Annotated in this window: 28 protein-coding genes; 8 read left to right on the top strand and 20 right to left on the bottom strand. The window is 72.3% G+C overall.

All coding sequences use genetic code 11. From position 1 onward, the window contains the following. Positions 1 to 216 precede the first annotated feature (216 nt). From ACIQMV_RS07475 to ACIQMV_RS07435, 9 genes are all read right to left on the bottom strand, one after another. Complete coding sequence (locus tag ACIQMV_RS07475; RefSeq protein ID WP_401773475.1) at positions 217 to 783, bottom strand: GNAT family N-acetyltransferase; 567 nt, start codon at positions 781 to 783, stop codon at positions 217 to 219. Beyond that, positions 761 to 2,998, bottom strand: a complete 2,238-nt coding sequence (locus tag ACIQMV_RS07470) for an MMPL family transporter (RefSeq protein WP_402591847.1) — start codon at positions 2,996 to 2,998, stop codon at positions 761 to 763. The genes ACIQMV_RS07475 and ACIQMV_RS07470 overlap by 23 nt, the downstream gene beginning before the upstream one ends. Positions 2,999 to 3,234: 236 nt before the next feature. Then, a complete protein-coding gene (locus tag ACIQMV_RS07465; RefSeq protein ID WP_402591845.1) occupies positions 3,235 to 3,657 on the bottom strand; it encodes a hypothetical protein in 423 nt (140 codons plus the stop codon). A 122-nt stretch (positions 3,658 to 3,779) separates the two neighbouring features. Further along, positions 3,780 to 5,291, bottom strand: coding sequence for an Asp-tRNA(Asn)/Glu-tRNA(Gln) amidotransferase subunit GatB (gene gatB, locus ACIQMV_RS07460; RefSeq protein WP_402591843.1), 1,512 nt, complete (start codon positions 5,289 to 5,291; stop codon positions 3,780 to 3,782). A 16-nt stretch (positions 5,292 to 5,307) separates the two neighbouring features. Then, on the bottom strand, positions 5,308 to 5,550 hold the full coding sequence (locus ACIQMV_RS07455) for a hypothetical protein (RefSeq protein ID WP_141358110.1): 243 nt from the start codon (positions 5,548 to 5,550) through the stop codon (positions 5,308 to 5,310). Beyond that, positions 5,547 to 7,049 carry an Asp-tRNA(Asn)/Glu-tRNA(Gln) amidotransferase subunit GatA gene (gene gatA, locus ACIQMV_RS07450; protein ID WP_402591841.1) on the bottom strand — a complete coding sequence of 501 codons (1,503 nt, stop codon included), beginning with the start codon at positions 7,047 to 7,049 and terminating at the stop codon, positions 5,547 to 5,549. Before gatA ends, ACIQMV_RS07455 begins: the two co-directional genes overlap by 4 nt. A gap of 5 nt (positions 7,050 to 7,054) precedes the next feature. Continuing rightward, entirely contained in the window at positions 7,055 to 7,351 is a 297-nt protein-coding gene (gatC, locus tag ACIQMV_RS07445) for an Asp-tRNA(Asn)/Glu-tRNA(Gln) amidotransferase subunit GatC (protein WP_100572135.1), read from the bottom strand. Positions 7,352 to 7,455: 104 nt separating this feature from the next. Beyond that, on the bottom strand, positions 7,456 to 7,947 hold the full coding sequence (locus ACIQMV_RS07440) for a cupin domain-containing protein (protein WP_402591839.1): 492 nt from the start codon (positions 7,945 to 7,947) through the stop codon (positions 7,456 to 7,458). 33 nt (positions 7,948 to 7,980) lie between these two features. Continuing rightward, positions 7,981 to 8,352, bottom strand: coding sequence for a DUF4267 domain-containing protein (locus ACIQMV_RS07435; RefSeq protein ID WP_402591837.1), 372 nt, complete (start codon positions 8,350 to 8,352; stop codon positions 7,981 to 7,983). Positions 8,353 to 8,442: 90 nt separating this feature from the next. On the opposite strand from ACIQMV_RS07435, the gene ACIQMV_RS07430 reads away from it, so the two are divergent. Next, positions 8,443 to 9,030, top strand: coding sequence for a TetR/AcrR family transcriptional regulator (locus tag ACIQMV_RS07430; RefSeq protein ID WP_402591835.1), 588 nt, complete (start codon positions 8,443 to 8,445; stop codon positions 9,028 to 9,030). Between the two features lie 48 nt (positions 9,031 to 9,078). Here ACIQMV_RS07430 and ACIQMV_RS07425 read toward each other — a convergent pair whose 3' ends face one another. The 5 genes from ACIQMV_RS07425 to ACIQMV_RS07405 all read right to left on the bottom strand — a co-directional run bounded on the left by ACIQMV_RS07425 (position 9,079) and on the right by ACIQMV_RS07405 (position 16,140). Beyond that, positions 9,079 to 11,328: a putative bifunctional diguanylate cyclase/phosphodiesterase gene (locus tag ACIQMV_RS07425; protein WP_402591833.1), complete on the bottom strand. Its 2,250-nt coding sequence runs from the start codon at positions 11,326 to 11,328 to the stop codon at positions 9,079 to 9,081. A gap of 260 nt (positions 11,329 to 11,588) precedes the next feature. Further along, positions 11,589 to 13,784, bottom strand: a complete 2,196-nt coding sequence (ligA, locus tag ACIQMV_RS07420) for an NAD-dependent DNA ligase LigA (protein WP_402591831.1) — start codon at positions 13,782 to 13,784, stop codon at positions 11,589 to 11,591. Positions 13,785 to 13,799: 15 nt separating this feature from the next. Then, positions 13,800 to 14,807 (bottom strand): methionine synthase, encoded by a 1,008-nt coding sequence (locus tag ACIQMV_RS07415; RefSeq protein ID WP_402591829.1) that lies wholly within the window; start codon positions 14,805 to 14,807, stop codon positions 13,800 to 13,802. Positions 14,808 to 14,886: 79 nt separating this feature from the next. Beyond that, entirely contained in the window at positions 14,887 to 15,585 is a 699-nt protein-coding gene (locus ACIQMV_RS07410) for an SDR family oxidoreductase (protein WP_402591827.1), read from the bottom strand. Positions 15,586 to 15,600: 15 nt separating this feature from the next. Then, a complete protein-coding gene (locus ACIQMV_RS07405) occupies positions 15,601 to 16,140 on the bottom strand; it encodes a TIGR00730 family Rossman fold protein (protein ID WP_141358125.1) in 540 nt (179 codons plus the stop codon). Positions 16,141 to 16,214: 74 nt separating this feature from the next. Here ACIQMV_RS07405 and ACIQMV_RS07400 point away from each other — a divergent pair, with 74 nt between their 5' ends. From ACIQMV_RS07400 to ACIQMV_RS07385, 4 genes are all read left to right on the top strand, one after another. Continuing rightward, positions 16,215 to 16,538: a DUF427 domain-containing protein gene (locus ACIQMV_RS07400; protein ID WP_402591824.1), complete on the top strand. Its 324-nt coding sequence runs from the start codon at positions 16,215 to 16,217 to the stop codon at positions 16,536 to 16,538. 47 nt (positions 16,539 to 16,585) lie between these two features. After that, the gene (locus ACIQMV_RS07395; RefSeq protein ID WP_402591932.1) at positions 16,586 to 17,365 is read left to right on the top strand and encodes an alpha/beta fold hydrolase; all 780 of its coding nucleotides are present in this window, start codon (positions 16,586 to 16,588) and stop codon (positions 17,363 to 17,365) included. Positions 17,366 to 17,681: 316 nt separating this feature from the next. Beyond that, entirely contained in the window at positions 17,682 to 18,620 is a 939-nt protein-coding gene (locus ACIQMV_RS07390) for a ketopantoate reductase family protein (RefSeq protein WP_402591822.1), read from the top strand. An 87-nt stretch (positions 18,621 to 18,707) separates the two neighbouring features. After that, positions 18,708 to 19,241, top strand: coding sequence for an SRPBCC family protein (locus ACIQMV_RS07385; protein WP_141358131.1), 534 nt, complete (start codon positions 18,708 to 18,710; stop codon positions 19,239 to 19,241). 32 nt (positions 19,242 to 19,273) lie between these two features. Here the strand turns inward: ACIQMV_RS07385 and mnmA are convergent, their stop codons facing one another. Continuing rightward, positions 19,274 to 20,410: a tRNA 2-thiouridine(34) synthase MnmA gene (gene mnmA, locus ACIQMV_RS07380; protein WP_402591819.1), complete on the bottom strand. Its 1,137-nt coding sequence runs from the start codon at positions 20,408 to 20,410 to the stop codon at positions 19,274 to 19,276. Positions 20,411 to 20,469: 59 nt separating this feature from the next. Here mnmA and ACIQMV_RS07375 point away from each other — a divergent pair, with 59 nt between their 5' ends. Next, positions 20,470 to 21,183: an N-acetylmuramoyl-L-alanine amidase gene (locus ACIQMV_RS07375; RefSeq protein WP_402591818.1), complete on the top strand. Its 714-nt coding sequence runs from the start codon at positions 20,470 to 20,472 to the stop codon at positions 21,181 to 21,183. Positions 21,184 to 21,537: 354 nt separating this feature from the next. Here the strand turns inward: ACIQMV_RS07375 and ACIQMV_RS07370 are convergent, their stop codons facing one another. Genes ACIQMV_RS07370 through ACIQMV_RS07360 form a run of 3 tightly spaced genes read right to left on the bottom strand, consistent with a single transcriptional unit; the run spans position 21,538 to position 23,246 of the window. Then, positions 21,538 to 22,707: a cysteine desulfurase family protein gene (locus ACIQMV_RS07370; RefSeq protein ID WP_401773447.1), complete on the bottom strand. Its 1,170-nt coding sequence runs from the start codon at positions 22,705 to 22,707 to the stop codon at positions 21,538 to 21,540. A gap of 58 nt (positions 22,708 to 22,765) precedes the next feature. Further along, positions 22,766 to 23,032 carry a DUF4190 domain-containing protein gene (locus ACIQMV_RS07365; RefSeq protein WP_401773445.1) on the bottom strand — a complete coding sequence of 89 codons (267 nt, stop codon included), beginning with the start codon at positions 23,030 to 23,032 and terminating at the stop codon, positions 22,766 to 22,768. Between the two features lie 49 nt (positions 23,033 to 23,081). Beyond that, a complete protein-coding gene (locus ACIQMV_RS07360; RefSeq protein WP_361423655.1) occupies positions 23,082 to 23,246 on the bottom strand; it encodes a hypothetical protein in 165 nt (54 codons plus the stop codon). A gap of 113 nt (positions 23,247 to 23,359) precedes the next feature. Between ACIQMV_RS07360 and ACIQMV_RS07355 the strand changes: the two genes are divergently transcribed. After that, positions 23,360 to 23,986 (top strand): TetR family transcriptional regulator, encoded by a 627-nt coding sequence (locus ACIQMV_RS07355; RefSeq protein ID WP_402591815.1) that lies wholly within the window; start codon positions 23,360 to 23,362, stop codon positions 23,984 to 23,986. 31 nt (positions 23,987 to 24,017) lie between these two features. Here ACIQMV_RS07355 and ACIQMV_RS07350 read toward each other — a convergent pair whose 3' ends face one another. Beyond that, positions 24,018 to 24,887, bottom strand: coding sequence for a thioesterase family protein (locus ACIQMV_RS07350; RefSeq protein WP_402591813.1), 870 nt, complete (start codon positions 24,885 to 24,887; stop codon positions 24,018 to 24,020). 152 nt (positions 24,888 to 25,039) lie between these two features. Here ACIQMV_RS07350 and ACIQMV_RS07345 point away from each other — a divergent pair, with 152 nt between their 5' ends. Continuing rightward, complete coding sequence (locus ACIQMV_RS07345; RefSeq protein ID WP_402591811.1) at positions 25,040 to 26,278, top strand: alpha/beta hydrolase; 1,239 nt, start codon at positions 25,040 to 25,042, stop codon at positions 26,276 to 26,278. On the opposite strand, the gene ACIQMV_RS07340 is transcribed toward ACIQMV_RS07345, so the two are convergent. Next, a complete protein-coding gene (locus ACIQMV_RS07340) occupies positions 26,187 to 26,843 on the bottom strand; it encodes a trimeric intracellular cation channel family protein (RefSeq protein WP_402591809.1) in 657 nt (218 codons plus the stop codon). The genes ACIQMV_RS07345 and ACIQMV_RS07340 overlap by 92 nt on opposite strands. Between the last annotated feature and the right edge of the window lie 9 nt (positions 26,844 to 26,852).

The raw sequence follows: 26,852 nt of genomic DNA, 5'->3' as shown, positions 1-26,852 counted from the left end.
CTGTCGTCCCCCAGGGGGTACGGCCACATCGGGAGAGTTCCGCATCTTCCCCGCGCGGGGTGCCTTAGGCGCGTGTACGGGGACCGCGGGGCGGCCGTAAGGCACCGGTGGACGCGAGTAAGGCGGGTCCAGGGCACGCCCGGAACCTCGCCTGGCACGGGGGACGGTGGCACGGGGACGGCGGCACGGGGACGATGGCGAACCCGCCCGGCCGTCTCAACGACCGTCGCGCGCGCGTGCCTCACGCCACTCGGGGGCGAGCACCGCCCACACCTCCATGTCCTGGCGCACGCCCCGGTAGGGGAACCTCTCGCGCAGGACGCCCTCGCGGGTCATCCCCAGCCGTCGCGCCACGTTGATGCTCGCCTCGTTGGCGGAGGAGGCGTGCCACTCCACACGGTGCATGCCCCGCTCGTCGAACGCCCAGTCGATGAGCACCCGCGCGCCGCGTGTGACGAGTCCGCGCCCGGTGCCGGCCGGCTCCAGCCAGCAGCCGATCTCGCAGGTGCCGGTGGCCGTGTCGAAGACGCGGAACAGCAGTCCGCCGACCAGCTCGCCCTCCAGCCACAGCCCGTGCAGGAAGCCGCTGTCGGCGGCACGCTTGTCGGCGTACGACTGGAGGACGGCTCGCGCGGAGTCCACGTCCGTGGCGTTCGCGCCGAACGGGATGTGCCGCGTGACGAACTCCCGTCCCCGCTCCAGGTGCGCGAGGAACTCCTCGGCGTGCCACGGCTCCAGGGGCCGCAGTTCGGCTCCCTCGTCACCCAGAGGTATCGCGTACATCCCGCTGCGTCTCCTTCGTCAGAGCGTCCATGACGTCCGTGAGCCTCTCATGCGCCGCGCGGCACTCGGGCGGCTCGATGCTGATCCGGGGCAGCACGCGGTCGAGCCGGCGCGGCAGCCACCAGTTGGCGCGGCCGAGCATGTGCATCAGGGCGGGCACGAGCAGCGTGCGCAGCACGAAGGCGTCGAGGGCGACGGCGGAGGCGAGCGCGATGCCGAACATGGCGATCACGCGGTCGCCGCTGAGGACGAAGGCGAGGAAGACCGAGATCATGATGACCGCGGCGGAGTTGATCACCCGGCTGGTCTCGGCGAGTCCGACGCGGACCGCCCGCCGGTTGTCACCGGTCTCCAGCCACTCCTCGTACATCCGGCTGACCAGGAAGACCTGGTAGTCCATGGAGAGCCCGAAGAGCACCGAGACCATGATCACGGGCAGGAAGGGCTCGATCGGTCCCTCCCGGCCGAGGCCGAGGAACTCACTGCCCCAGCCCCACTGGAAGATCGTGACGACGACACCGAACGCGGCGGCGACGGCGGCGATGTTCATCGCGGCGGCCTTCAGGGGTATGCCGAGGGACCGGAAGGCGAGCAGCAGCAGTACGCAGCCGAGGCCGACCACCACGCCGACGAACAGCGGCAGTCTGCCGATGATCACGCCGGCGAAGTCGTCGTATCCGGCGGTGACTCCGCCGACGTGCAGGTCGAGCGTGGTGCCGGTCTCGGCGCGCGGCAGCACGTCGGTGCGCAGCCGGTGGACGAGGTCGCTGGTGCGCTGGGACTGCGGCGCGGAGTCGGGGACCACGTTGAGGTAGGCCATGGTGCCGCCGGAGTTGTAGGTCACCGGGGTCACCGCGACGACGCCCTCGGTGGCGCGCAGGGTGGTGTCGAGGTTGTCCAGGGCGAGCCTGCCCTCGGCCCCCTCCACGCGGGTCACCAGGGTGAGCGGCCCGTTGACGCCCGGCCCGAAGCCCTCGGCGACGAGGTCGTACGCCTTCCGGGTGGTCGCCGTCCTGGGGTCGTTGCCCTGGTCGGAGGTGCCGAGGCGGAGGGAGAGCGTGGGCAGGGCCAGCACGGTGACGACGGCGAGGGCGACGAGGCCGAGCGCCTTGGGGTGGCGTTCGACGAAGGCCGACCAGCGGGCGGCGAACCCGGTGGGCACCTCGGGCTCGGGCCCGTGTTCGGCCAGGCGGCGCCGTTCGCGGCGGCTCAGGGCGCGCGGGCCGATGAAGGACAGCAGCGCGGGCAGCAGGGTCACCGAGGCGGCGACGGTGAGGACGACGGTCAGCGAGGCGGCGACCGCCACGCCGTTGAGGAAGCCCAGCCGCAGGATGAGCATGCCGAGCAGGGCGATGCACACCGTGGCACCCGCGAAGACGACGGCGCGTCCGGTGGTGGCGACGGCGTTCGTGACCGCCTCGGTGGGGCTGAGTCCGCGTTTCAGTCCGCGCCGGTGCCGGGTGACGATGAACAGCGCGTAGTCGATGCCGACGCCGAGTCCGATCAGCATGCCCAGCATGGGCGCGAAGTCGGCGACCGTCATGGCGTGACCGAGGAGTCCGACGGCGGCGTGCGCGGTGCCCACGCTCAGGAGCGCGGTGGCGATGGGCAGCACGGCGGCGGCGAGCGAGCCGAAGGCGATGAGCAGCACCCCGGCGGCGACGAGCACGCCGACGACCTCGGCGGTGTGGTCGCCGGATGCCGCGGTGAGGCTGATCGCGCTGCCGCCGAGTTCCACCTGGAGCCCGCCGGTCCCGGCCGCCTTGGCCGCTTCGACCACGGCCTCGGCCTGGGGCTTGGTGATGTCCTGGGAGGGGCGGGTGAAGGTGACCGTGGCGTACGCGGTGTGCCCGTCGGGGCTGATCTGGTCGGAGCCCTGGGCGTCCTGGTCCTTGTAGGGGCTGGTCACGGACGCCACCTGGGGCAGGGCGGCGATCTTGTCCAGGGCGCGGGTCATGGTCTGCTCGACGTCCGGGGCGCGCACCGTGCCGGACGTGGTGTGCCAGACGACGGTGTCACTGTCTCCGCCGAGTCCCGGGAAGCCCTCCTTGAGCAGCTGGGTGGCGCGTGCCGAGTCGGTGCCGGGGACCTCGTAGTCGTTGGAGTAGGCGGAGCCGGTGACCGAGGCGGCCGCGGTGACCCCACCGAAGGCAAGGAGCCAGAGCAGTACGACGACGAGGCGGTGCCGGACACACCAGCGCGCTAGGGCTGCCACGAACGTGCTCCCAGGAAGGATTTGTGGATCTTTGACCGGGAAAAGACGTCCATGATCGGAACAGCCCGCAAAGAACGCATGAGCAATCTGAAGACACTCTTGCAGGCGAATCTGATCGTTTAGCCGGTTCGTGTGCTGATTCACAGCAGTGCGACCCAATTCACAGGACAATCAGATGAAGCCCGTCGCCCCTCCGGGCGTGAAGCCCATCGCCCCTCCGGGCGTCCACCGCGCGGTCAGTCGAGCTGGTCGCCGAGCGCCATCACCATCACCCCGGCGATCAGCAGCCACAGTGCCCGCCGAGTGCGCCCCCGGGAGCCGATGAAGGTCGCCACGGCACAGACGGCGGCGCCGGCGGCGTAGGCGGCCGGGACGAGCGCGGAGGCCGAGCGGGACAGCCGCAGCAGTGCGGCGGCGAGTCCGGCGAGCGTCAGCAGGGCCCCGGCCCCGGCCGCCGTCCACCGGGCGCGGCGTGCGACCTCCGCGGGGTCCTCCGCCTCGTCCTCGGCGCCGTCCCCGTCCTCGGCGCCGTCGTCCTTCACGGCGCCGTCCTCACCCACGTCGACGTCGCCCTCGGCGTGGTCCCCCGTCCCGGCCGCCTCGACGTCGTCGGCCCCGGATATCGCGGGGTGCGTTTCGGAATCGGCGCGTCCACTCATGGCGCGCGAGCGTAGCGCCTCCGTCCGACGGCACCGACGGGGGGTCGGACCGTTCCCCCCGTACCGGCATGCCTCGGGGGGTGCACCGGATCCGGTGCACCCCCCGAGACGGTTCCGCGGGCTCAGCCCTCGACGCCGAGCTTCTCCAGGATCAGCTCCTTGACGCGGGCCGCGTCGGCCTGGCCGCGGGTCGCCTTCATGACCGCGCCGACCAGGGCGCCGGCCGCGGCCACCTTGCCGCCGCGGATCTTGTCCGCGACGGCCGGGTTCCCGGCGATGGCCTCGTCGACGGCGGCGGTCAGCGCGCCCTCGTCGGAGACGACCTTCAGGCCGCGCTTGTCGACGACCTCGTCCGGGGTGCCCTCGCCGGCGAGGACGCCCTCGATGACCTGGCGGGCCAGCTTGTCGTTCAGATCGCCCTTGGCGACCAGCTCGGTGACCCGGGCGACCTGCGCCGGCGTGATCGCCAGCTCGTCCAGCGCCTTGCCGGACTCGTTGGCGGCACGCGCCAGCTCGCCCATCCACCACTTGCGGGCGGAGGCGGCGTCGGCACCGGCGTCGATGGTGGCGACGATGAGGTCCAGGGCACCGGCGTTGAGGATCGCCTGCATCTCGGTGGCCGAGACGCCCCACTCCTCGCGGAGCCGGCTGCGGCGCACCAGCGGCAGCTCGGGCAGCGCGGACCGGATCTCCTCGACCCACTCGCGCGAGGGCGCCACCGGGACCAGGTCCGGCTCGGGGAAGTACCGGTAGTCCTCGGCCTCCTCCTTGACGCGGCCGGAGGTCGTGGACCCCGTGTCCTCGTGGAAGTGACGGGTCTCCTGGATCACCGTGCCGCCGCCGTTCAGCACGGCGGCGTGGCGCTGGATCTCGAAACGGGCCGCGCGCTCCACGGACCGCAGCGAGTTGACGTTCTTCGTCTCGGAGCGGGTGCCGAACTTGTCGGCGTCCTTGGGCATCAGCGACAGGTTGACGTCGCAGCGCATCTGGCCCATCTCCATACGGGCCTCGGACACGCCCAGCGCCCGGATGAGCTCGCGCAGCTCACGGACGTAGGCCTTGGCCACCTCAGGCGCCCGCTCGCCGGCACCGGTGATCGGCTTGGTGACGATCTCGATCAGCGGGATGCCGGCGCGGTTGTAGTCCAGCAGGGAGTGGGACGCGCCGTGGATGCGGCCGGTGGCGCCGCCGACGTGCGTCGACTTGCCGGTGTCCTCCTCCATGTGGGCGCGCTCGATCTCCACGCGGAAGGTCTCGCCGTCCTCCAGCTGCACGTCGAGGTAGCCGTTGAAGGCGATCGGCTCGTCGTACTGGGAGGTCTGGAAGTTCTTCGGCATGTCCGGATAGAAGTAGTTCTTCCGGGCGAAGCGGCACCACTCGGCGATCTCGCAGTGCAGCGCGAGGCCGATCTTGATGGCGGACTCCACGCCGGTCGCGTTGACGACCGGGAGCGCGCCGGGCAGGCCGAGGCAGGTCGGGCAGGTCTGGGTGTTCGGCTCGGCACCGAGCGCGGTCGAGCAGCCGCAGAACATCTTGGTGGCGGTGCCGAGTTCGACATGGACCTCGAGGCCCATGACGGGGTCGTACGACGCCAGCGCGTCCTCGTACGACACCAGGTCGGTCGTGGTGGTCACGGTGAAAACTTCCCTCTCAGCCCAGCAGGACGTCGTCGTCGCCCAGCCGCTTGAGCTCGCGGCAGAGGATGGCGAGGCCGGTGACGATCGCTACGGCGGACACGGTGGCGTCGATCAGGCGCAGCGTGTCGTGCTCGGCGCGGGCCTTCCTGATCTGCTTGGCGACACCCACCGCGCCGAACGCGGTGGTGGCCATGGACAGGTACGTACCGGACTTGGACTTCTTGAAGCCCTTGGCCTTGGCGAGTGCCTTACTCACAGCGACGGAGCCTCCTCGAGCAGCGGGTGCCCCCACTTTTCCACGAAGGCGGCCTCGACCGCGGCACCCACCTTGTACAGGCGGTCGTCCTTCATCACCGGGGCGATGATCTGCAGGCCCACCGGGAGGTTGTCCTCCGGGGCGAGACCGCAGGGCAGCGACATGGCCGCGTTGCCCGCCAGGTTGGTCGGGATGGTGCACAGGTCGGCGAGGTACATCGCCATCGGGTCGTCGGCGCGCTCGCCGATCGCGAAGGCGGTGGTCGGGGTCGTCGGGGAGACGATCACGTCGACCTGCTCGAACGCCTTGTCGAAGTCCCGCTTGATCAGGGTGCGGACCTTCTGGGCGCTGCCGTAGTACGCGTCGTAGTAGCCGGAGCTGAGCGCGTACGTGCCGAGCATGATCCGGCGCTTGACCTCGGCGCCGAAGCCCTCCTCACGGGTGAGGGAGGTGACGTCCTCGGCGGAGCGCGTGCCGTCGTCGCCGGTGCGCAGGCCGTAGCGCAGGCCGTCGAAGCGGGCCAGGTTGGACGAGCACTCGGACGGCGCGATCAGGTAGTACGCCGACAGGGCCAGGTCGAAGGACGGGCAGTCCAGCTCGACGATCTCGGCGCCCAGCTCCTTGAGCAGCTCGACGGACTCGTCGAACCGCTGGATGACGCCGGCCTGGTAGCCCTCGCCGCGGAACTGCTTGACGACGCCGACGCGCATACCCGCGACGCTGCCGTTGCGGGCGGCCTCGACGACCGGCGGGACCGGCTCGTCGATGGAGGTGGAGTCGAGCGGGTCGTGCCCGGCGATCACCTCGTGCAGCAGGGCCGCGTCCAGGACCGTACGGGCGCAGGGGCCGCCCTGGTCGAGGGAGGAGGAGAACGCGACCATGCCGTAGCGGGAGACCGCGCCGTACGTCGGCTTGACGCCGACCGTGCCGGTGACGGAGGCCGGCTGGCGGATGGAGCCGCCGGTGTCGGTGCCGATGGCGAGCGGGGCCTGGTAGGAGGCGAGCGCGGCGCTCGACCCGCCGCCGGAGCCGCCGGGGATCCTGGTGAGGTCCCAGGGGTTGCCGGTGGGCCCGTAGGCGCTGTTCTCGGTGGAGGACCCCATGGCGAACTCGTCCATGTTGGTCTTGCCGAGGATCACCACATCGGCGTCCTTCAGGCGCTTGGTGAGCGTCGCGTCGTACGGCGGGATCCAGCCTTCGAGGATCTTCGAACCGACGGTCGTGGGGATGCCCTCGGTGGTGAAGATGTCCTTGAGCGCGAGCGGCACGCCGGCCAGCGGGCCGAGCTTCTCGCCGCGCGCGCGCTTCTCGTCGACGGCGCGGGCCTGGGCGAGCGCGCCCTCGCGGTCGACGTGCAGGAAGGCGTGCACCTTCTCGTCGACGGCCTCGATCCGGGCCAGGTGGGCCTCGGTGACCTCGACGGCCGTCAGCTCGCCGGAGGCGATCTTCTCGGCGGTCTCGGCGGCGGTGAGCCTGATGATGCTGTTCATGTCCGTCACGGCTGTCACTCCTCACCCAGGATCTGCGGCACCTTGAAACGCTGCTGCTCCTGGGCCGGGGCGCCGGAGAGCGCCTGCTCGGAGGTGAGCGACGGACGGACCTCGTCCGCGCGCATGACGTTGGTCAGCGGCAGCGGGTGGGAGGTCGGCGGTACGTCTTGGTCGGCGACCTCGCTGACGCGGGCCACCGCGCCGATGATGTCGTCGAGCTGTCCCGCGAGGTGGTCGAGTTCCTCGGGCTTCAGCTCCAGACGCGCCAGCCGGGCGAGGTGGGCGACCTCCTCGCGCGTGATGCCAGGCATGCAGCGATCCTCTGGGTGAGTGTGTGTGCTTTGGCTCAATCCTATGGGGCGGGGCGGGGTGGCCGTGAAACGGTTCGCCGGACCCCGCCCCACGGGGCCGGCGTTCAGCGGCGCGCGTCCCAGGCCCGGCTGCTCAGGAAGTGGTTGTCGTACAGGTCCTGCACCTCCAGCAGGCTCTCCGGGGTGACCTCGCCCAGGCGGATGCGCTGGAGGTGGCGGAAGTACGCGAAGCGCTCGACGCCCGGCGTGATGACGATGAGGAGGTCGGCCCCGCGGCCGGGGGCGGCGGCGAACGCGTGCGGCCGGCCCGGCGGGACGACGACCAGGTCACCGCGCTCGGCCGTGACCACGTCGTCGCCGGAGAGCAGCTCCGCGGACCCGTCCAGGACGAAGAACATCTCGGCGGAGCTGTCGTGCCGGTGCGGCCGGGCGCCGTCGGCGCCCTCGGCCAGGGTGACGCGCACGGTGGACAGCGCGCCGCCGGTCGCGCTGCTGTCGGCCAGCAGCTTCACGCCGACGGGGTCCCCGCCGACCACCTCGGCCCGAGCGTCACGGACCAGCACGGTTTCGTCGAACTTCGGCACGAACAGCGACATGATGCGACTCCCCCGGTCGGATGGCGGACGCGCTCAGAGCGCGAAGAGCAGTGCGGCACTGAGCAGTACAACGAGTGCGGTGGCGAAGTGGATCCCGAAGGCGACGGCCTTCGTTCCGCCGTTGCGCAGCACTATCAGGGTGTCACCGAGCGGTACGAGCGCCACGGCGACCATGAACCACGCCTCGGCACGGGCTCCGGCGAAGGCCAGCAGGACGAGGCCCAGCAGCCCGAAGGTGCCGTCCCGCAGGCCCTTGACCGACAGATAGGCGCGGGAGTCGCCGCGCGGGTCGGCCGGGACGCCGTAGCCGGCCGCAGAGGGGCCGGGCCGGAACAGGAAGCGGTAGCCGAGGAACACACAGAACAGATCGAGCAGGACGGCCAGGGTGTACGCGGCGACGGTCATCTCTCTCCCCCTTTTTGCTAGCACTGCTAGGACTGAGAGTGAAGCTAGCAGAACGTCGGCAGAAGTTCTAGCACTGCTAGAATCGAAACCATGTCGATCCAGACGCGCCGGGAGCGCGAACGAGCGGAGCGCCGGCGGCTGATCGTGACGGCCGCACGGGAGCTGGCGGAGGCCGAGGGCTGGGACGCGGTGACCACCCGCCGGCTGGCCGCCGAGATCGAGTACAGCCAGCCGGTCCTCTACAGCCACTTCACGAGCAAGGGCGCGATCATGGCGGCGGTCGCCGTCCAGGGTTTCGCGGAGCTGGGCGCCGAGATGCGCACGGCCCGCGAGGCGGCCGGGAGCACGCGCGAGGCGCTGGCCGCGGTGGGCGAGGCGTACACCGCCTTCGCACAGCGGCGCCCCGCGCTCTACGACGCGATGTTCACGCACACGGTGGACCTGCCGTTCGCCACACCCGAGGCCCCGGCGGCCCTGTGGGAGGCGTTCGGCGAACTGCTGCGGGCCGTGGAGCCCATCGCGGCGAAGGACGACGACCCGGGCCTGCTGACGGAGACGTACTGGGCCGGGCTCCACGGCCTGGTGACCCTGATGCGCAGCGGTCGGCTGCCGCCGCAGGCCCACGAGCGCCGGCTCGCGTTGCTGATCGGTCACTTCGTGCCGCACGGCACGGGCTGAACAGGGCGGGCCCGGCCCACGCTCAGGACTGGCGGACGGGCGGAACGGTCACTCGTCGGCGGCCGCCGCGGGCAGCGCGGCGGCGGGGCGCTGCCAGCCGCGTGATCCGCGCGCCCGCAGCCACGCCGTCGTCTCCTCCGGCGGCATCGCGGCCGCGACGAGCCAGCCCTGTACGGCGTCGCAGCCGAGGTCCCGCAGCCGTTCCCAGGTCTCGTCGTCCTCGACGCCCTCCGCGACGACCAGCAGCCCGAGGGAGTGCGCGAGGTCGACGGTGCAGCGCACGATCTCGGCGTCCTCCGTGTCGACCGCCAGCCGGGCCACGAACGAGCGGTCGATCTTCAGCTCGCTCACCGGCAGCCGGCGCAGGTGCACCAGCGAGGAGTAGCCGGTGCCGAAGTCGTCCAGGGACATCTTCACGCCGTGCCCGGTCAGCGCGTGCAGGGTGTCGGCGGCCCGCTGCGGGTCCTCCAGCAGGACGTGCTCGGTGATCTCCAGTTGGAGCGCTCCCGCCGGCACGCCGTGCCGGGCCAGCCGGGCGGCCACCGAACCGGCGAACCCGGGGATGTGCACATCACGCGGGGAGACGTTGACCGCGACCGGGACGTACAGGCCCTGGGCCCGCCACCGGGCGACCTGCGCGAGCGCGGTCTCCAGCACGTACTCCGTCAGATGGGGCATCAGACCCGAGGACTCGGCGATCGCTATGAACTCGTCCGGCGGCACCTTGCCGCGCTCGGGGTGCACCCAGCGGACCAGCGCCTCCAGGCCCGCGACCTGTCCGTCGAAGCGGACCTTCGGCTGGTAGTGCAGCTGGACCTCGTGGGCGTCGAGGGCCCGGCGCAGATCGCCCAGCAGCCCCAGCCGGTCGGGGGTGTTGGAGTCCCGCTTGGACTCGTAGACCTCCACGCCCGTGCGGTCCCGCTTGGCCTGGTACATCGCCACGTCCGCCCGGCGCAGCATGCCTTCGGCGTCCAGGGCGTGGTCGGGGAAGACGGCGACTCCGGCGCTGGCCTCCAGGACCAGGGTGAGCCCGTCGAGGTCGAGCGGGGAGCTGAGGACGGTGACCAGGGCGCGCGCGATACGGGTCGCGGACGTCGTGGAGTCGGCGACCGGCAGCAGCACGGCGAACTCGTCGCCGCCGAGCCGCGCCGCCTCCGCCCCGCGCGGCAGCGCCTGCCGCAGCCGGTCGGCGATCTGCAACAGCAGCCGGTCACCGGCGAGGTGACCGAGTGTGTCGTTGACCGAACGGAACCGGTCCAGGTCGATCAGCATCAGCGCGGACCGGGCGCCGATGCGTTCGGCGTCGTCCAGGGCGGTCCAGATGCGCTCCAGGAGCCACTGCCGGTTGGGCAGTCCGGTCAGCGGGTCGCGCAGCTGCTCCTCGGCCCGGGCACGGGCTATCCACAGCGAGGAGTCGAGGGCGATCAGCGGGACGGCGAACAGCGGCAGCAGCACGGGTTTGGCCACGGCGACGACGCAGACCAGCGGGGAGATGCCGAGCAGGGCGACGGCGACCAGTCCCTGTCTGATCACGGCGGTGCGGGCGACGGGGGACACTCCGCCGTTGCGGGAGTTGTGCACGAACCACAGCAGGGCGCGGGTGACCAGGAGGTAGGCGCCGGCGGCCAGCACCACCTGAGGCAGGGTGGAGGCGGTCCAACCGCCCGGGCTCCAGGGGCTCTCCACGGTCGGTACGCGGCCGAAGGCGCCCAGCATCAGGCCGCCGGCGCCGATGCCGAGGATGTCCACCGCCCCGTGCAGCACGCCCTGCCGCCAGTGGTGGCGCCGGGCTGTGCCGACCAGGACGACGACGGTGAGGCTGACCATCCCGGCGGGCACCCAGCCGTAGAGCAGCAGCACGGCGACGGTGAGGGTGGCGCCGGAGCCGGTGCCGCCCCACCAGCGGGCCCGGCCGAGCATGACCAGGTGACCGACGATGACGCCGGTGAGCAGGGCCAGGGACCAGCCGGCCGCGCCGGACGGGAAGAGCGCGTGGTGGTCGGTGAACGCCTGGTACACGCCGGCGCTCAGCGCGGCCCCGGCCGCCGCGACGATCGCCACGGGCAACGCGGAGCGGACCCGGTGCCGTTCGGGTTCGTCGCCGGGCAGCCCGGAGAAACGTTCGACGGCCATATGTGCGGAGGCGCGGGCGCGGGCGACGGTGTACTGTCCGGCGGCAATGCGTCCGGCGCGCTCCATGGCGCCCGGACGCTCCGGCGTCCACGCCCGTCTCCCCCACCATGCGCCGGCCATCCGGCGCAGCCGTGAGTGCGGGGCGGCGCTCTCGGTCGGTTCCATTCCCGTCCCTCTCACAGCCGGCGGTGCCCACGCCACGCGGCCCGATGCCCCACGACCCCTGGACGGCACCGCGCTGGAAAACCCTTCCACGCACTCCTGACGAGCACGGGGATGCCCCGACCGCGGTTGGGCACGGCGGGCGCACAGCTCAACAGTAGGCCGCAGAAGGCTTCCACGGGCAGCGGTCGTCGACGGTTGCCCGAATGCGCCCCGGCCACCCGTATGCATCTGGTATGCGCCGAACGGGTGGAGTTCAACCCCTACTCGCCGGTCGGAAGCGCGACTTCGGCCGCCGCATCCGGCCCGCGCTCCAGAAGGACGACGAAACCGTCCTCGTTCAGCACGGGCACCTTCAGTTGCATCGCCTTGTCGTACTTCGAACCGGGGTTGTCACCCACGACCACGAAGGAGGTCTTCTTCGACACCGAGCCGGTCACCTTCGCCCCCCGGCTCTGCAGCGCCTCCTTGGCGCCGTCGCGGGTGAACTGTTCGAGGGTTCCGGTCACCACGACCGTCAATCCCTCGAGCGGGCGCGGGCCTTCGTCCTCGCCGGAGCTCTCCTCCTCCCTGCGGACGCCGGCCTCCCGCCACTTGCGCAGGATCTCCTGGTGCCACTCCTCGGCGAACCACTCCTTGAGCGAGGCGGCGATGATCGGGCCCACACCCTCCGTGTTCGCCAACTCCTCCTCACCGGCCTGCTCGATGCGGTCGATGGAGCGGAACTCCCGGGCCAGCGCCTGGGCCGCGACCGGTCCGACGTGACGGATCGACAGGCCGGTGAGCACGCGCGCGAGCGGGCGCTCCTTGGCGGCCCGGATGTTCTCCAGCATCGCGAGCGCGTTCTTCTTCGGCTCGCCCTGCTGGTTGGCGAAGACCGTGACGACCTTCTCCTCGCCGGTCTTCGGGTCACGCTTGGGCAGACCGCTGTCCTGGTCGAGGACGTAGGCCTTGATGGGGAGCAGCTGCTCCACCGTCAGGTCGAACAGGTCGCCCTCGTCCTTCAGCGGCGGCTCTGCGGGCTCCAGCGGCTTGGTGAGGGCGGCCGCGGCGACATAGCCGAAGTGCTCGATGTCCAGCGCCTTGCGGCCCGCGAGGTAGAACAGGCGCTCGCGCAACTGGGCCGGGCACGCCCGCGCGTTGGGGCAGCGCAGATCGACGTCGCCCTCCTTCATCGGCCTGAGCGGCGTACCGCACTCGGGGCACTCGGAGGGCATGACGAACTCGCGCTCGGTGCCGTCGCGCAGATCGACGACCGGCCCGAGGATCTCCGGGATGACGTCACCGGCCTTGCGCAGCACGACCGTGTCGCCGATGAGCACGCCCTTGGCCTTGACCACGTCCTGGTTGTGCAGGGTGGCGAACTCGACCTCGGAACCGGCCACCGTGACCGGCTCGACCTGCGCGTACGGCGTGACCCGGCCGGTCCGGCCCACGCCCACCCGGATGTTGACGAGCTTGGTGTTGACCTCCTCCGGCGCGTACTTGTACGCGATCGCCCAGCGAGGGGCGCGGGAGGTGGAGCCCAGGCGGCCCTGGAGCGGGATCTCGTCGAGCTTGACGACGACGCCGTCGATCTCGTGCTCCACCGAGTGGCGGTTCTCGCCGTAGTGGGCGATGAACGCGCGGACGCCGTCGAGGTCGTCGACGACCCTGTTGTGCCGGGAGGTGGGCAGGCCCCAGGACCTCAGCAGCTCGTAGGCCTCGGAGAGGCGGGTGAGGCCCTCGTACCCCTCCAGGGCGCCGATGCCGTGGACCACCATGTGCAGCGGCAGCGTCGCGGTGACCTTGGGATCCTTCTGGCGCAGCGAACCGGAGGCGGAGTTGCGAGGGTTGGCGTACGGCTTCTCGCCGGCCGCGACCCGGCGGGCGTTGAGGTCCTGGAAGGCCTCCATGGGGAAGTAGACCTCCCCGCGGATCTCCACCAGGCTCGGGACGCGGTCGCCGTCCAGCCGGTGCGGGATCTCGGCGATCGTCATGACGTTGGGCGTGATGTCCTCGCCGACGCGGCCGTCGCCGCGGGTGGCCGCGCGGGTGAGCCTGCCGTCCTCGTAGGTCAGGTTGACCGCGAGGCCGTCGACCTTGAGCTCGCACAGAAAGTGGTGACCGGTGGTGCCGACGTCCTTGGCGACGCGGTCCGCCCAGGCGGCGAGCCCCTCGTCGTCGAAGACGTTGTCGAGGGAGAGCATCCGCTGGCGGTGCTCGACCTCGGCGAGGCCGGTCTCGTACGCCACGGCGACCTTCTGGGTCGGCGAGTCGGGCGTGCGCAGCTCCGGGTACTCCTCCTCCAGCGCCTCCAGCGAGCGCAGGAGCTCGTCGAACTCGGCGTCGCTGATGATGGGAGCGTCCTTGACGTAGTACCGGAAGCGGTGCTCCTCGACCTGCTCCGCGAGCCGCGCGTGCTTCTCCCGTGCCTCGACGGGCACCGCTGTTTCCGCTTGCTGCTTGTCGCCGGCCACCGTGTTGTCCTCCCGTTACTCTGGGTTGTCCGCGAGCGATCTCGCCGCCCGGACGCAGTGGGCGAGCGCCTGGCGCGCGTACGCGGGAGAAGCGCCCGCGAGTCCGCACGCCGGGGTGACCGTGACCGCCTCGGCGAGAAGCTCCGGCCGCAGCCCCAGCCTGCGCCACATCGTCCTGACACCCATGACGCTACCGGCAGGGTCTGACAACGGGCCGTCCGTGCCGGGGACGACACCGGCGAAGAGGCGGGTGCCCGCCTCGACCGCTTCTCCGATCACCTCGTCGTCACGCTCGGTGAGGAGCGAGACGTCGAGGGAGACCGCCGCGGCGCCCGCGCGGCGCAGCAGGGCGAGCGGGACGTCCGGAGCACACGAGTGGACCACGACAGGCCCCTGATCGTGCGCCCCGAGGACGTCCCGGAGCGTGGCCTCCACGATCTGCCGGTCGACGGCGCGGTGGGTCCGGTAGCCGCTGGCGCTCCGCACCTGCCCGCGCAGGACGGCGGTCAGGGACGGCTCGTCGAGCTGGAGGACGAGCCCGGCGCCGGGAACGCGCCGGCGCACCTCCGCGAGATGGAGCCGCAGCCCCTCGGCGAGCGAGGCGGCCAGGTCCCGGCACGCGCCGGGATCGGACAGGACCGCCTCGCCGTTCTTGAGCTCCAGGGCGGCGGCGAGGGTCCACGGCCCCACCGCCTGCACCTTCAGCGCGCCCTCGTACCCCTGGGTGAACTCCTCCAGGGCGTCGAGGTCCTCCCCGAGCCAGGACCGGGCCCGCCTGGTGTCCCGGCCCGGGCGGTCCCCGAGCCGCCAGCCGCTGGGCTCCACGCGCGCGTACAGCTCGACGAGCATCCCCGCGGTACGCCCGATCATGTCCGCGCCGGGCCCGCGTGCGGGCAGCTCGGGCAGGAAGGGGAAGTCCTCGAAGGTGCCCGTGACGGTCTTGGCGGCCTCCCGGGCGTCCCCACCGGGCATGGACCCGACGCCGGTGGCGGCACCGAACCTGAACTGGCTGTTCTCGCTCACCCGGGAAGACTACGCAACCCCGCGGGGGCAGCGCCGCCTCAGGGGGCGGCAGCCTTCGGGGACCGCCCCCGGCCGTCCGTCACAGGCCCGGGCGGACCGTCAGGTCGTTGACCTCCGCGTCCCGCGGCAGGTCGAGCGCCATGACGATGGTCGTGGCGACGGAGTCGGGGGCGATCCACTTCCCGGGGTCGTACTCCTTGCCCTCCTGCTGGTGCACCTTGGCCTGCATACGGCTGGCGGTGCGGCCCGGGTAGACCGAGGTGACCCGGACGCCGTTGGCGTGCTCCTCGTGGCGCAGCGAGTCCGCCAGCGCCTTCAGGCCGTGCTTGGAGGCGGCGTACGCGGACCAGTCGGCGTGGGCGCTCAGGCCCGCGCCCGAGTTCACGAACACCACGTGGCCGCGCGAGGCGCGCAGTTGGGGCAGGAAGTGGCGGGTCAGTTCGGCGGGGGAGATCAGGTTGACGTCGAGCTGGTGGCGCCAGGTCTTCGGGGTGAGCTCGCCGACCGGGCCGAGGTCGACCACGCCCGCGACATGGAGCAGGGAGTCCACCCGGTCGGGCAGCGCCTGGTGCGAGAACGCCCAGCTCAACCGGTCGGGGTCGGCCAGGTCGCCGACGAGCGTCCGGGCGCCGGGGAACGCGGCGGCCAGTTCCTTGGCCCGGCCGGCGTCGCGCGCGTGCAGCACGAGCTCGTCCCCGCGCGCGTGCAGGCGGCGGGCGACGGCCGCGCCGATGCCGGAGCCGGCCCCGGTGATCACATGAGTAGCCATGCCCGCCATGCTCGCATCACCGGCTCAGCTGCCGCCGAGCGCCTCGTCCAGATACGCCATCGCGCCCGCGGGCTCCTCGGCGAAGAACACCAGCTCGGCGAGCGGCCGGGGCAGGAACCCGTCCTCCTCCATGCGGCGGAACTGCTGCTTGAGACCGTCGTAGAAGCCGTCGGTGTTCAGCAGCACCACCGGCTTGCCGGTCCGGCCGTGCTTCTTCAGCTCCAGGATCTCGGTGGCCTCGTCGAGCGTCCCGGTGCCGCCCACCATGATCACGACCGCGTCGGCCTTCTCCAGGAGCAGCTTCTTGCGCTCGGCGAGGTCCCGGGCGATCACCATCTCGTCCGCGCCGGGCCGCGCCTTCGCCGACAGGAAGTCGACCGACACTCCGACGAGCCGGCCGCCCGCCTCCTGCACACCGTCCGCGACCACCTTCATCAGCCCGGTGTCGGAACCGCCCCAGACCAGGCTGTGCCCGCCCTTGCCGATCAGCCGGGCGAAGTCCCGCGCGGGGCGGGTGTAGCGGTCGTCGAGGTCGGCGGCGGAGAGGAAGACGCAGATGTTCATGCGCCCACGGTACGCGGCGGGGCAATCGGTCCCGTGGGCGGGAAGAAGCGGGGCCCGGCGGGTGCTGTACGGGTATGAGCCAAGGACACACGATCACGATCGACAAGAGCGACGAGCACGTGCGTGTGGTGCGCGGCGGCCAGGTCCTCGCGGAGAGCGACCGCGCCCTGGTACTGCGTGAGACGGGGTGCCCCCCGCGCTACTACCTGCCGCCCGAGGACGTGCGCCTCGACCTGCTGACGGCGTCCGACACGCACACGTACTGCCCCTTCAAGGGCACGGCGTCCTACTGGTCCCTGCCCGACGCGGCGGACCTGGTGTGGGCCTACCCCGAGCCGAAGCCGGACGTCGCCGAGATCAAGGACCACCTGTGCTTCTACGAAGTGGAAGTGTTGTGACCCGATGAGGCCGCCGCGGCGTGGCAGTCTTCACTGGCATGACCGGCATGGACAAGAAGACCGTCTCGCGTGACGGCACGCCCCTCGCCTACCGCGGTACCGGACAGGGCCCGGTGGTCGTCCTCGTCAGCGGTGCGATGTCGACGGGTGCCACGCTCGCGCCACTGGCGGCGGCGTTGCCGGACCGCTTCGACGCCGTCGTCTACGACCGCCGGGGCCGCGGCGCGAGCGGGGACACGGCGCCCTACGCGGTGGAGCGCGAGGTCGAGGACCTGGCCGCGCTGATCGACGCGGTGGGCGGCGAGGCGGCGCTGTACGGCGTCTCCTCCGGCGGCGCGCTGGCCCTCAGGGCGACGGCGAGCGGATTGCCGGTCCGTCAGGTCGCCGTCTACGAGCCGCCGTTCGCCGTGCACGAGGGCGGCGAGCGGGAGCGCGCAGAATACACCGGCAAGCTGTCCGCGGCGCTCGCCGAGGGCCGGCGCGGGGACGCGGTGGAGCTGTTCCTCCTCCTGACCGGGCTGGCCCCGCAGATGATCGCCAGCGCCCGCCAGTCCCCCATGTGGGCGGGCATGGAGGCGATCGCGCCCACACTCGCCCACGACGACGCGGTGATGGGGAACGGGCTGGTCCCCCGCGACCTGCTGGCCTCGGTGACCGTGCCGGTCCTGTCCGTGGCGGGCAGCGCGAGCCCGGCCTGGCTGCGTGAGGCGGCCAGGGCGGTCGCGCAGGCCGCGCCCCGGGGCACGTACCGGGCCCTGGAGGGCCAGACCCACGCGGTGGAACCGGAGGCACTGGCACCGGTGCTGGCGGAGTTCTTCGCGTCCTGAACAGCACACCTCCCGAACCGAACAGGCCGTTGCCACAGGTCCGCACGCCCGCCGGCCTCCCGAGCCGTCACGGCCGCGCGGTGTTCTCGTACCGGACAGCCGGACAGCCGGGCGCCGGCCAGGACGGCCGTGTCCCCGGTCGCGGCCGGCCTCCGTGTCCGCGCGGCCCGGCCGGCTCACGGTCCCGGCGCGGTCCCCGCCGGCGGCGCGGTGGGCCGGGGCCGGAAATGCGCCGAGCCCCGTCCTTGTTGGCGACCACCGAGACGGCGACCCGCCCGACGGGTGCCGCCCCGCGACCGGAAGGGACATCCCCGCCATGCCCAGCACCACTCCCGACATCACCGAAGCCGCTTCCACTCCGGATGCCCCCCACCCCTGGACCGTGGCCGTGCTCGGCCCCGGCGGTGTCGGCGGGCTGCTCGCCGCGCTGCTGTCCCGGGCGGGTCACCGGGTGATCTGCCTGGCCGGGGACGCGACGGCACGGTCCCTGAGCGAGGGCGGGGTACGGGTGCACAGCGGCCAGTTCGGGGACTTCACCGCCAAGGTCGAGGCGGACACCGAGCTGCGGGAACCGGTCGACCTGTGCGTGGTGACCGTCAAGCACACCAGCCTGGACGCCGCGCTGGACCGAGTCCCGCCGGCCATGCTCGGCACGGACGGCCTCGTCCTGCCGCTCCTCAACGGCGTCGAGCACCCCGGGACCCTGCGCCGCCGCTACGGCGACGACCGGGTGGCCGCGGGCGTCATCCGCGTCGAGTCGACCCGCGTCGCGCCCGGTGTCGTCGAGCACGGAAGCCCGTTCACCGAGATCGATCTGGCCGGGACGACCGCGCGCCCGCTCGGTGACCTGGCCGCCGTGCTGGAGTCCGCCGGGGTGCGGACCCGCGTGGCCGAGTCCGAGACCGCCGTCCTCTGGGCGAAGCTGGCCTTCCTCGCCCCCTTCGCCCTCCTCACCACCCGCTACGACGCCCCCATCGGCACGGTCCGCACCGGCCACCGCGAAGAACTGGTCGCCCTCGTCGACGAGATCACCGCCGTCGGCCGCGCGGCCGGGGCGCCGCTCGACGCGGACCGGACGCTGGCGATGTACGACGCGTTTCCGGCCGGGATGAAGTCCTCGATGCAGCGTGACGCCGAGGCGGGCCGCGCCCTGGAACTCGACGCGATCGGCGGTGCCGTGCTGCGCGCCGCCAAGCGGCACGGCGTTCCGGCGCCGACGGCTGCCCGGCTGGTGTCCGAACTGACACCCGTGTGACCAACCCAACGTATTTCAAGAAGAGTTGGCGACCCTAGACTCCCTGCGCGGGAGCGGCGAACGACCGCGCCCGCACGGGGAGCAGCCATGCGCTACGCCGACCAGCCCAGCACACACCGCGAGGTGCACATCGCGGCGGAACCCTCGCGGGTCTGGGAAGTCGTCACCGACGTCGAGGCCATGGCCGGGTGGAGCCCGGAGCTGGTGCGCGTGGAGTGGCAGGGCGGTGCCGACGGGCCGGCGCCGGGCGCCTGTTACTTCGGGCACAACCGGAATCCGCTCGTGGGCGAGTGGCGGACCCTCGCCCACATCACGGAGGCCGCCCCGGAGCGCTCCCTCACCTGGTGCGTGCTGGACCCGGACGGACGGTACGGCAAGGCCTCCGAGGACCCGGCGGACCGGATGGCCACCTGGTCCTTCGCGCTCTCCCCGGCGCCGGAGGGGGGCACCGTGCTGCGCCAGTCCGTCACGGTCGGGCCCGGCCGCTCCGGCCTGAGCGCGTACATCGACCGCGCCCCCGACCAGGAGGAGGCGATCATCGCCTACCGCCTCGACGAACTCGGCAAGGGCATGGACGCCACCCTGACCGGCATCAAGGAGACGGCGGAACACCGGTCGTAGTGCTGTGACCGGCGCCGCCGGCGGTCCGTGCGTCAGACCGCCGTGGTCGGCTCCTTCGCCCGGACCGTCGCGGCGATGGTCGCCGAGCCCACCACGCGCGTCCCGTCGTACAGCACGACCGCCTGGCCGGGGGCCACGCCGCGGACCGGCTCGGTGAAGGTGACCCGGAGTTCGTCGCCGACGAGTTCGGCGGTGACCTCGGTCTCGCCGCCGTGGGCGCGCAGTTGGGCGGTGTAGGTGCCGGGGCCGGACGGGGCCGTGCCGCACCAGCGGGGCTTGATCGCGGTGAGGCCGGTGACGTCCAGGGCGGAGGCCGGGCCGACCGTCACCGTGTTGGTCACCGGGGAGATGTCCAGGACGTAGCGCGGCTTGCCGTCGGATGCCGGGGTGCCGATGCGCAGGCCCTTGCGCTGGCCGATGGTGAAGCCGTACGCGCCCTCGTGGCTGCCGACGACCGCTCCCGACTCGTCGACGATGTCGCCCTCGGCCTTGCCCAGGCGGCGGGCCAGGAAGCCCTGGGTGTCGCCGTCGGCGATGAAGCAGATGTCGTGCGAGTCGGGCTTCTTGGCGACAGCCAGGCCCCGGCGCTCGGCCTCCGCGCGGATCTCGTCCTTGGTCGTGAGCGTGTCCCCGAGCGGGAACATGGCGTGTGCGAGCTGCTTGTCGTCGAGGACGCCGAGGACGTACGACTGGTCCTTGGCCATGTCGGAGGCGCGGTGCAGCTCGCGGGTGCCGTCCTCGTTCACGATCACCTTGGCGTAGTGGCCGGTGCAGACCGCGTCGAAGCCGAGGGCGAGCGCCTTGTCCAGCAGCGCGGCGAACTTGATCTTCTCGTTGCAGCGCAGGCACGGGTTCGGGGTGCGGCCGGCCTCGTACTCGGCGACGAAGTCCTCCACGACGTCCTCGCGGAAGCGCTCGGCGAGGTCCCACACGTAGAAGGGGATGCCGATGACGTCCGCGGCGCGGCGGGCGTCGCGCGAGTCCTCGATGGTGCAGCAGCCCCGCGCGCCCGTCCGGAAGGACTGCGGGTTCGCGGAGAGCGCGAGGTGGACGCCGGTGACGTCGTGGCCGGCTTCCGCGGCGCGTGCGGCGGCGACGGCGGAGTCGACCCCGCCCGACATGGCGGCGAGGACGCGGAGGGGACGGGAGCGCTGCGGGGTGTCAGTCATAGCCCTTCCAGGGTACGGGGCGCGGGAACCGGGGCCGCCTGACGTGCGTTGAAGATCGCATGGGGGCGAAGAAGACGAACGCGGCGGACGCCACGGACGCGCGGGGGCGGCGGCTGGGGCGACGGGCCCTGCTGATCGGCGGCGCCGCGGTCGTGGTGGGCGGGGCCGCGCTGGAGCGCAGTGGGCTGGCCCGGCTGTGGTGGCGGCTGCCCGGCGCGCAGAAGCCGCGGGTGGCGGGCGCGGTCGACTTCGTGGGCGCGCGGTGGGTGGCGGCCTCCCGGGCGAACTACCGGCCGGCGGACCGCCCGGACGACTACCGGATAGACCGGGTCGTCATCCACGTCACGCAGGGCAGCTACGCGAGCGCCGTGAGGGTCTTCCAGGATCCGGGGCACGGGGCCGCCGCGCACTACATCGTCGGCGCGGACGGGAATGTCACGCAGATGATCCGCGAGCTGGACGTGGCCTTCCACGCGGGCAACCGGGCGTACAACGAGCGGAGCGTCGGCATCGAGCACGAGGGCTTCGTCGACGACGCCTCGTCCTTCACCGACGCGATGTACGCCGCCTCGGCGCGGCTGACGGCCGGGATCTGCGGCCGCTACGGCATATCCGTCGACCGGGAGCACATCATCGGCCACGTGGAGGTACCGGGCGCCGACCACACGGACCCGGGCCCCCACTGGGACTGGGACCGCTACATACGCCTGGTCCGCGCAGCCCGGACCTCCCGGGCCCGAACCACGGAGGCCCACCCCACCGCGCCGGCCTGAACCGCCGGAGGCCGTCCCGCCGCACGGACCTGAAGGGCTGGGGTTCGCCTCACCGCCTTCGCCCCACCGCGCGGGCCTGAAGCGCCGAGGCTCGCCTCACCGCACCAGCCGGAGCGCCGGGGCCGTCCCGCCGCACGGACCTGAAGGGCTGGGGTTCGCCTCACCGCCTTCGCCCCACCGCGCGGGCCTGAAGCGCCGAGGCTCGCCTCACCGCACCAGCCCGAACCGCGGGCCCGGCCCGCGCGGACGCGAATCGCCGGGCCGCCCGCCACACGGGTCTGGAGCGCTGGGCCCACCCGCGGCGCGGATCGAGAACGCGGGCCCGCTCGGCCCAACCCGCCCCGCCCCGCAGTCCTACGTCAGGCCGGCCGCGCGGGCCCTTTCCACCGCCGGGCCGATCGCCTTCGCGACCGCGTCGATGTCGGACTGGGTGGAGGTGTGGCCGAGGGAGAAACGGAGGGTGCCGCGGGCCAGGTCCGGGTCGGTGCCGGTGGCGAGCAGTACGTGGCTGGGCTGGGCGACGCCCGCGGTGCAGGCGGAGCCGGTCGAGCACTCGATGCCCTGGGCGTCCAGCAGGAGCAGCAGGGAGTCGCCCTCGCAGCCGGGGAAGGTGAAATGGGCGTTGGCCGGGAGGCGGCCCTCCGGTGCCGGGTCGCCGCCGAGGATCGCGTCCGGGACGGCCGACCGCACGGCGGTGATCAACTCGTCGCGCAGCGCGCCGATCTCGCGGGCGAACCACTCGCGCCGCTCGGCGGCGAGCCGGCCTGCCACGGCGAAGGAGGCGATCGCGGGCGCGTCGAGGGTGCCGGAGCGGACGTGCCGTTCCTGGCCGCCACCGTGCAGGACGGGCACGGGGGTGTACTCGCGGCCCAGGATGAGCGCGCCGACGCCGTACGGGCCGCCGATCTTGTGGCCGGAGACCGTCATCGCGGCCAGTCCGGAGGCGGCGAAGTCGACCGGGACCTGCCCGAGGGCCTGCACCGCGTCGGCATGCAGCGGGACACCGAACTCGGCGGCCACGGCGGCCAGTTCGCGCACCGGCAGCAGCGTGCCGATCTCGTTGTTGGCCCACATGACGGTGGCCAGGGCCACGTCGTCGGGGTTGCGGGCGACGGCCTCGCGCAGCGCCTCGGGGTGGACGCGGCCGTAGGAGTCGACCGGAAGGTACTCGACGGTGGCGCCCTCGTGCTCGCCGAGCCAGTGCACGGCGTCGAGGACGGCATGGTGCTCGACGGGACTGGAGAGGATGCGGGTGCGGGCCGGGTCGGCGGCGCGGCGGGACCAGTACAGGCCCTTGACGGCGAGGTTGTCCGCCTCGGTGCCACCGGAGGTGAAGACGACCTCGCTGGGACGGGCGCCGAGGGCCTCGGCGAGGGTTTCGCGGGCCTCCTCGACCCTGCGGCGGGCCGCGCGCCCGGACGCGTGGAGGGAGGAGGCGTTGCCGGTGACACCCAGTGCCGCGGTCAGCGCCTCTGCCGCCTCCGGGAGCATCGGGGTGGTCGCGGCGTGGTCGAGGTAAGCCATGGTGAGGCCGATTCTACGGGCGCCCGCAGCCGGGCCGGAGATCAGGATGGGCCAGGTGTCACAAGCTCCAGGACAGTGTGTTGTCCGCCTGCACGAAGGCCAGCAGGACCACGAGGTCGGCGATGCCCAGGGTCAGGCCGAGCCAGGCGCGGCCGCGGCGGCCGGTGCCGCGCCACAGGGCGACGCCGGCCAGGACGATGGCGGCGGGGCCGAGGAACAGGTTGAGGACGAGCAGGCCGAGCAGGCCGAGGACGAAGGACGCGACGGCCATGCCGTCGGCGTCCTGCGTTCCGGTGCGGCGTGTGGCCGGTGCGGTGAGTTGCATGGCGGATCTGCTCCAGACGGTCGTGGGAACGGGGCGGGCGGGTGAGGCGTCAGCGGGACGTGCCGCGCCTGCGGCCGTGACGCTCGCGGAGCGCGAAGACGCCGAGCCAGACGGCGATCACCACGGCCGCGGCGACCGTGAAGTCGAGCGGCGCGTGAGCCACCGTGCCCAGGACCACGCCGAGCAGCAGCAGTGCGGCGACGAGGAACAGCATGAGATCGGATCCCCCTTGTCGGTGAACGCTTGTGGTTACACTTGTTCACTGACTACCCAGTCTAGCGCCCCTCCGGCTTTGACAATCCGGAGAACACTTGTTGACTGAATGGCATGAGTCACATTCCCGGCGTCCGGCAGGCCCAGAAGCAGAAGACCCGGCAGGCCCTGATGGACGCGGCGTTGGGGCTGCTGGAGGAGCAGAGCCTGAGCAGCCTCGGCCTGCGCGAGGTCACACGCGCCGCCGGTGTCGCCCCGACCGCCTTCTACCGCCACTTCCACTCCACCGCGGATCTCGGCGTGGCCCTGGTCGAGGAGGCGCTGAGCAGCCTGCACCCGATGATCCGGTCGACGGTGTCCCAGGCGGACGACAGCGAGCAGCGCATCACGCGCGCGGTCGAATTGATCGCGCGTCATGTCGAGGCGTTCCCTGCCCACGTCCGCTTCATCGCCCGGGAGCGCCACGGCGGGGTGCAGCGGGTGCGGGAGGTCGTCGGCGAGCAACTGGTCAGGTTCGCCCGCGAGGTGAGGGACGAACTGGCCAAGGACCCCCAGTCCGCGGGGTGGAGTGAGGACGACCTGCTGATGCTCGCCCATCTGTACGTCGATCAGATGCTGATCACCGGTTCGCTGTTCCTGGAGGCGCTCGACGCCCCCGAGGAGGAGCGCGAGCGCGTCACCCGGGTCGCGACCCGGCAGCTGCGTCTGATCAGCATCGGCCGCCGGCACTGGCTGGACTGACGGTCCGGCCCGTCGCCGGTGCGGCGCTCCCTCAGTCCAGCCTGACCCGTGCGAGCTGGCGGGACTGCGCCACCAGCCGGTCGGCGCCGTCCCAGACCTCGGCGTCCTCCTCCAGGAAGCCGCCGGCCAGGTTGCGGGTGGTGATGGACACGCGCAGCGGGCCCGGCACCGGACGGCAGCGGACGTGCACCGTCAGCTCGACGGTCGGCACCCAGCCCTTGATGCCCAGCTCGAACGCGGTCGGGGGCAGCGCGTCCACCGCGAGCAGCAGGGACAGCGGGTCGTGGTCCCGGCCGTCGGCGAGACCGAACCAGGCGCGCATCTCCCCGCTCCCGGAGGGCGAGCCGAGCGCCCAGCCGAGGGTGGCGGGGTCCAGCTTGAGCATCAGGCGGTCGGTGATGGCCGAGCTGCCCGGTACGGGCGTGGGAACGCCGGCCGCGTCCTGGGGGCCGAAGCACTGCTCCATGGGCGGGATCGCGGGCGGCTTCGCCGAGGTGCGCACGTCGTCGGGCAGGGTGCCGAGGTCGCCGTAGGAGGCCAGGACGCGGATGCGCTCCACCTCGCGGCCGTCGTCGTCGCACTGGAAGAGGGAGGCCTGGCCGGTCGACAGGGTGCGGCCGGCGCGGACCACGTCCGTGCGGACGACGGCGGGACCGGGCCGGGACGCGGTCAGGTAGTGGGCCGAGATCGTGAACGGGTCCGGGTGCGGCAGGGCGTCCGCGAGCGCGCGGCCGAGGACGGCCAGCAGATAGCCGCCGTTGACGGCGTTGATGATCGTCCAGCCGGCGGAGAGGTCGATGCCGTAGACGCCGGGCTCGCTCCGGGTGACCGCGGTGTCCCGGTCGAACTCACTGTCGCCGATCGTGGCCCGCGCGACCGCGGCGGTGGCTGCTTCTGACATGTGTGAACGGTACATCAGGGCACTACTAAGCGGTAGCTTTCGTCCGTTGTGCTCATATGACGAGCACTCCGCGGGGTGAGACGCAGGCAATTTCTCGGTAAGTGTCCGTACTTGCCCGTAACCCCGGGGCCCCGTTCCCCCTCTATCGGGACATGAGCCTCACCGGGACTCCGTTCCTGTACACCGCCATCGTGCTGGCCGTGGTCGCCCTGGCCCTGCCGTTCGTCCTGTGGACGCGGCTCGGGGGCCCCAAGTCGCTGCGTGCCGCCCTCCGGGCACTGATGCTGCTGTTCGCCCAGGTCACGGCGATCACCCTGGTCTTCGTCCTGGTGAACAACGCCAACAACCTGTACGACAACTGGGCCGACCTGCTCGGCACGGGCAACCACGTGCAGCAGGCCGCCAACCTGGGCGCCGACGGCACCGGGGGCATCGCCTACCGGAAGCTGCCCAGGGTCGTGCAGAAGTTCGGCCCGGCCGACGGGCCCGGGATGCACGCGGCCGGCGGGGTCAGGGTCACCCAGCTCAGGGGCCGGGTCTCGGGGGTGAACGCGGAGGTCTACGTATGGCTGCCGCCGCAGTACGACGACCCCGCCTACAAGAACAGGAAGTTCCCGGTGGTCGAGCTGCTGTCGGGCTACCCGGGCTCGGCGAAGGCCTGGTTCGGCTCTCTGAAGGTGCACCAGCAACTGGAGCCGCTGATGCGGAGCGGACAGGTCGCGCCGTTCATACTGGTGGCGCCGCGCACGAACCTGATCGCCAAGATCGACACGGGCTGCGCCAACATCCCGGGCACCGTGAACGCGGACACCTGGCTGAGCATCGACGTACCGAAGATGGTCACGGACAACTTCCGCGCCGCGACCGGCCCGAACGGCTGGGCCACCGCCGGCTACTCGGCCGGGGCGCACTGCGCCACCAAGCTCGCCGTCGCCCACCCCGACCGCTACCGGGCCGCGGTGAGCCTGTCCGGGTACAACGACCCGATCGGCGAGCGCAATTCGCTCGCCAACCAGAACCTCCGGCTGCGGCGCGCGAACAACCCCTACATCCTGCTGAAGAACTACCGCACGCCGCCGCCCGTCGCGCTCTACCTCTCGGGCCAGACCGGCGACGGGTACCAGGCGGGCGTCGCCCTGGAGCAGATCGCGAAGCCGCCGACGACCGTGCACGTGGTCTTCGTGCCGCGCAGCGCGGGCGGCCACAGCATGGCGCTGTGGCGCCCCCAGGTCCCGGCGGCGTTCCGCTGGCTGACCAGGGTGATGGGGCAGAGGCCGCCCCACCGCCTCCGGACGGCCCTCACCCCTCCCGTACCGTCGACCGGCGGTTCCAGGCCCGCGGAGCTCGCCAGTGGTACCGCATCGCGAGCAACCGCAGGACAAAAGCGGTGACCACCGCCAGCCCGCTGGTGAACGGGTTCAGCGCGTCGTAGTGGATGCACAGCACCACCATGGTGGCGCCGACGATCGCCGGGACCGCGTACAGGTCGCGGTCCCAGCGCAGCAGCGACGGCACCTCGTTGGCGAGCACGTCCCGCAGCACACCGCCGCCCACGGCGGTGGCCATGCCCAGCGTCGCCGACGCGGTGAGGTTCAGCCCGTAGGCGTACGCCTTCGTGGTGCCGGCCACGCAGAACAGGCCGAGGCCGGCCGCGTCGAACACGTACACCGCGGTCTGGATGCGCTCCATGTGCGGGTGCAGGAAGAAGACCACGAGCGCGGCGAGCAGGGGGGTGAGGAAGTACCCGAGGTCGGTGAAGGCGGCCGGGGGCACGGCCCCGATGACGATGTCACGGAACAGCCCTCCGCCCAGCGCGGTGACCTCGGCGAGGACGGCGATGCCGAAGACGTCGAAGTTCTTGCGGACGGCCAGCAGCGCGCCGGAGATGGCGAAGACGAAGATGCCGACCACGTCGAGCGTGTGCTGGACGGAGGGACTGAACAGTTGCTGAAGCACGCCACATTG

The sequence above is a fragment of the Streptomyces sp. NPDC091412 genome, from assembly GCF_044756885.1.
Lineage (GTDB): Bacteria > Actinomycetota > Actinomycetes > Streptomycetales > Streptomycetaceae > Streptomyces.
Note: the sequence above shows the minus strand (reverse complement) of the source record. Positions and strands in the feature narration are given on the sequence as shown.

Coding starts and splice junctions, on each gene's coding strand:
- ACIQMV_RS07475 (WP_401773475.1), bottom strand. CDS start 783: ATGTACGCGATACCTCTGGGTGACGAGGGAGCCGAACTGCGGCCCCTG.
- ACIQMV_RS07465 (WP_402591845.1), bottom strand. CDS start 3,657: ATGAGTGGACGCGCCGATTCCGAAACGCACCCCGCGATATCCGGGGCC.
- gatC (WP_100572135.1), bottom strand. CDS start 7,351: ATGCCTGGCATCACGCGCGAGGAGGTCGCCCACCTCGCCCGGCTGGCG.
- ACIQMV_RS07440 (WP_402591839.1), bottom strand. CDS start 7,947: ATGTCGCTGTTCGTGCCGAAGTTCGACGAAACCGTGCTGGTCCGTGAC.
- ACIQMV_RS07435 (WP_402591837.1), bottom strand. CDS start 8,352: ATGACCGTCGCCGCGTACACCCTGGCCGTCCTGCTCGATCTGTTCTGT.
- ACIQMV_RS07430 (WP_402591835.1), top strand. CDS start 8,443: ATGTCGATCCAGACGCGCCGGGAGCGCGAACGAGCGGAGCGCCGGCGG.
- ACIQMV_RS07425 (WP_402591833.1), bottom strand. CDS start 11,328: ATGGAACCGACCGAGAGCGCCGCCCCGCACTCACGGCTGCGCCGGATG.
- ACIQMV_RS07410 (WP_402591827.1), bottom strand. CDS start 15,585: ATGGCGGGCATGGCTACTCATGTGATCACCGGGGCCGGCTCCGGCATC.
- ACIQMV_RS07405 (WP_141358125.1), bottom strand. CDS start 16,140: ATGAACATCTGCGTCTTCCTCTCCGCCGCCGACCTCGACGACCGCTAC.
- ACIQMV_RS07400 (WP_402591824.1), top strand. CDS start 16,215: ATGAGCCAAGGACACACGATCACGATCGACAAGAGCGACGAGCACGTG.
- ACIQMV_RS07395 (WP_402591932.1), top strand. CDS start 16,586: ATGGACAAGAAGACCGTCTCGCGTGACGGCACGCCCCTCGCCTACCGC.
- ACIQMV_RS07390 (WP_402591822.1), top strand. CDS start 17,682: ATGCCCAGCACCACTCCCGACATCACCGAAGCCGCTTCCACTCCGGAT.
- ACIQMV_RS07385 (WP_141358131.1), top strand. CDS start 18,708: ATGCGCTACGCCGACCAGCCCAGCACACACCGCGAGGTGCACATCGCG.
- mnmA (WP_402591819.1), bottom strand. CDS start 20,410: ATGACTGACACCCCGCAGCGCTCCCGTCCCCTCCGCGTCCTCGCCGCC.
- ACIQMV_RS07375 (WP_402591818.1), top strand. CDS start 20,470: ATGGGGGCGAAGAAGACGAACGCGGCGGACGCCACGGACGCGCGGGGG.
- ACIQMV_RS07370 (WP_401773447.1), bottom strand. CDS start 22,707: ATGGCTTACCTCGACCACGCCGCGACCACCCCGATGCTCCCGGAGGCG.
- ACIQMV_RS07365 (WP_401773445.1), bottom strand. CDS start 23,032: ATGCAACTCACCGCACCGGCCACACGCCGCACCGGAACGCAGGACGCC.
- ACIQMV_RS07360 (WP_361423655.1), bottom strand. CDS start 23,246: ATGCTGTTCCTCGTCGCCGCACTGCTGCTGCTCGGCGTGGTCCTGGGC.
- ACIQMV_RS07355 (WP_402591815.1), top strand. CDS start 23,360: ATGAGTCACATTCCCGGCGTCCGGCAGGCCCAGAAGCAGAAGACCCGG.
- ACIQMV_RS07350 (WP_402591813.1), bottom strand. CDS start 24,887: ATGTCAGAAGCAGCCACCGCCGCGGTCGCGCGGGCCACGATCGGCGAC.
- ACIQMV_RS07345 (WP_402591811.1), top strand. CDS start 25,040: ATGAGCCTCACCGGGACTCCGTTCCTGTACACCGCCATCGTGCTGGCC.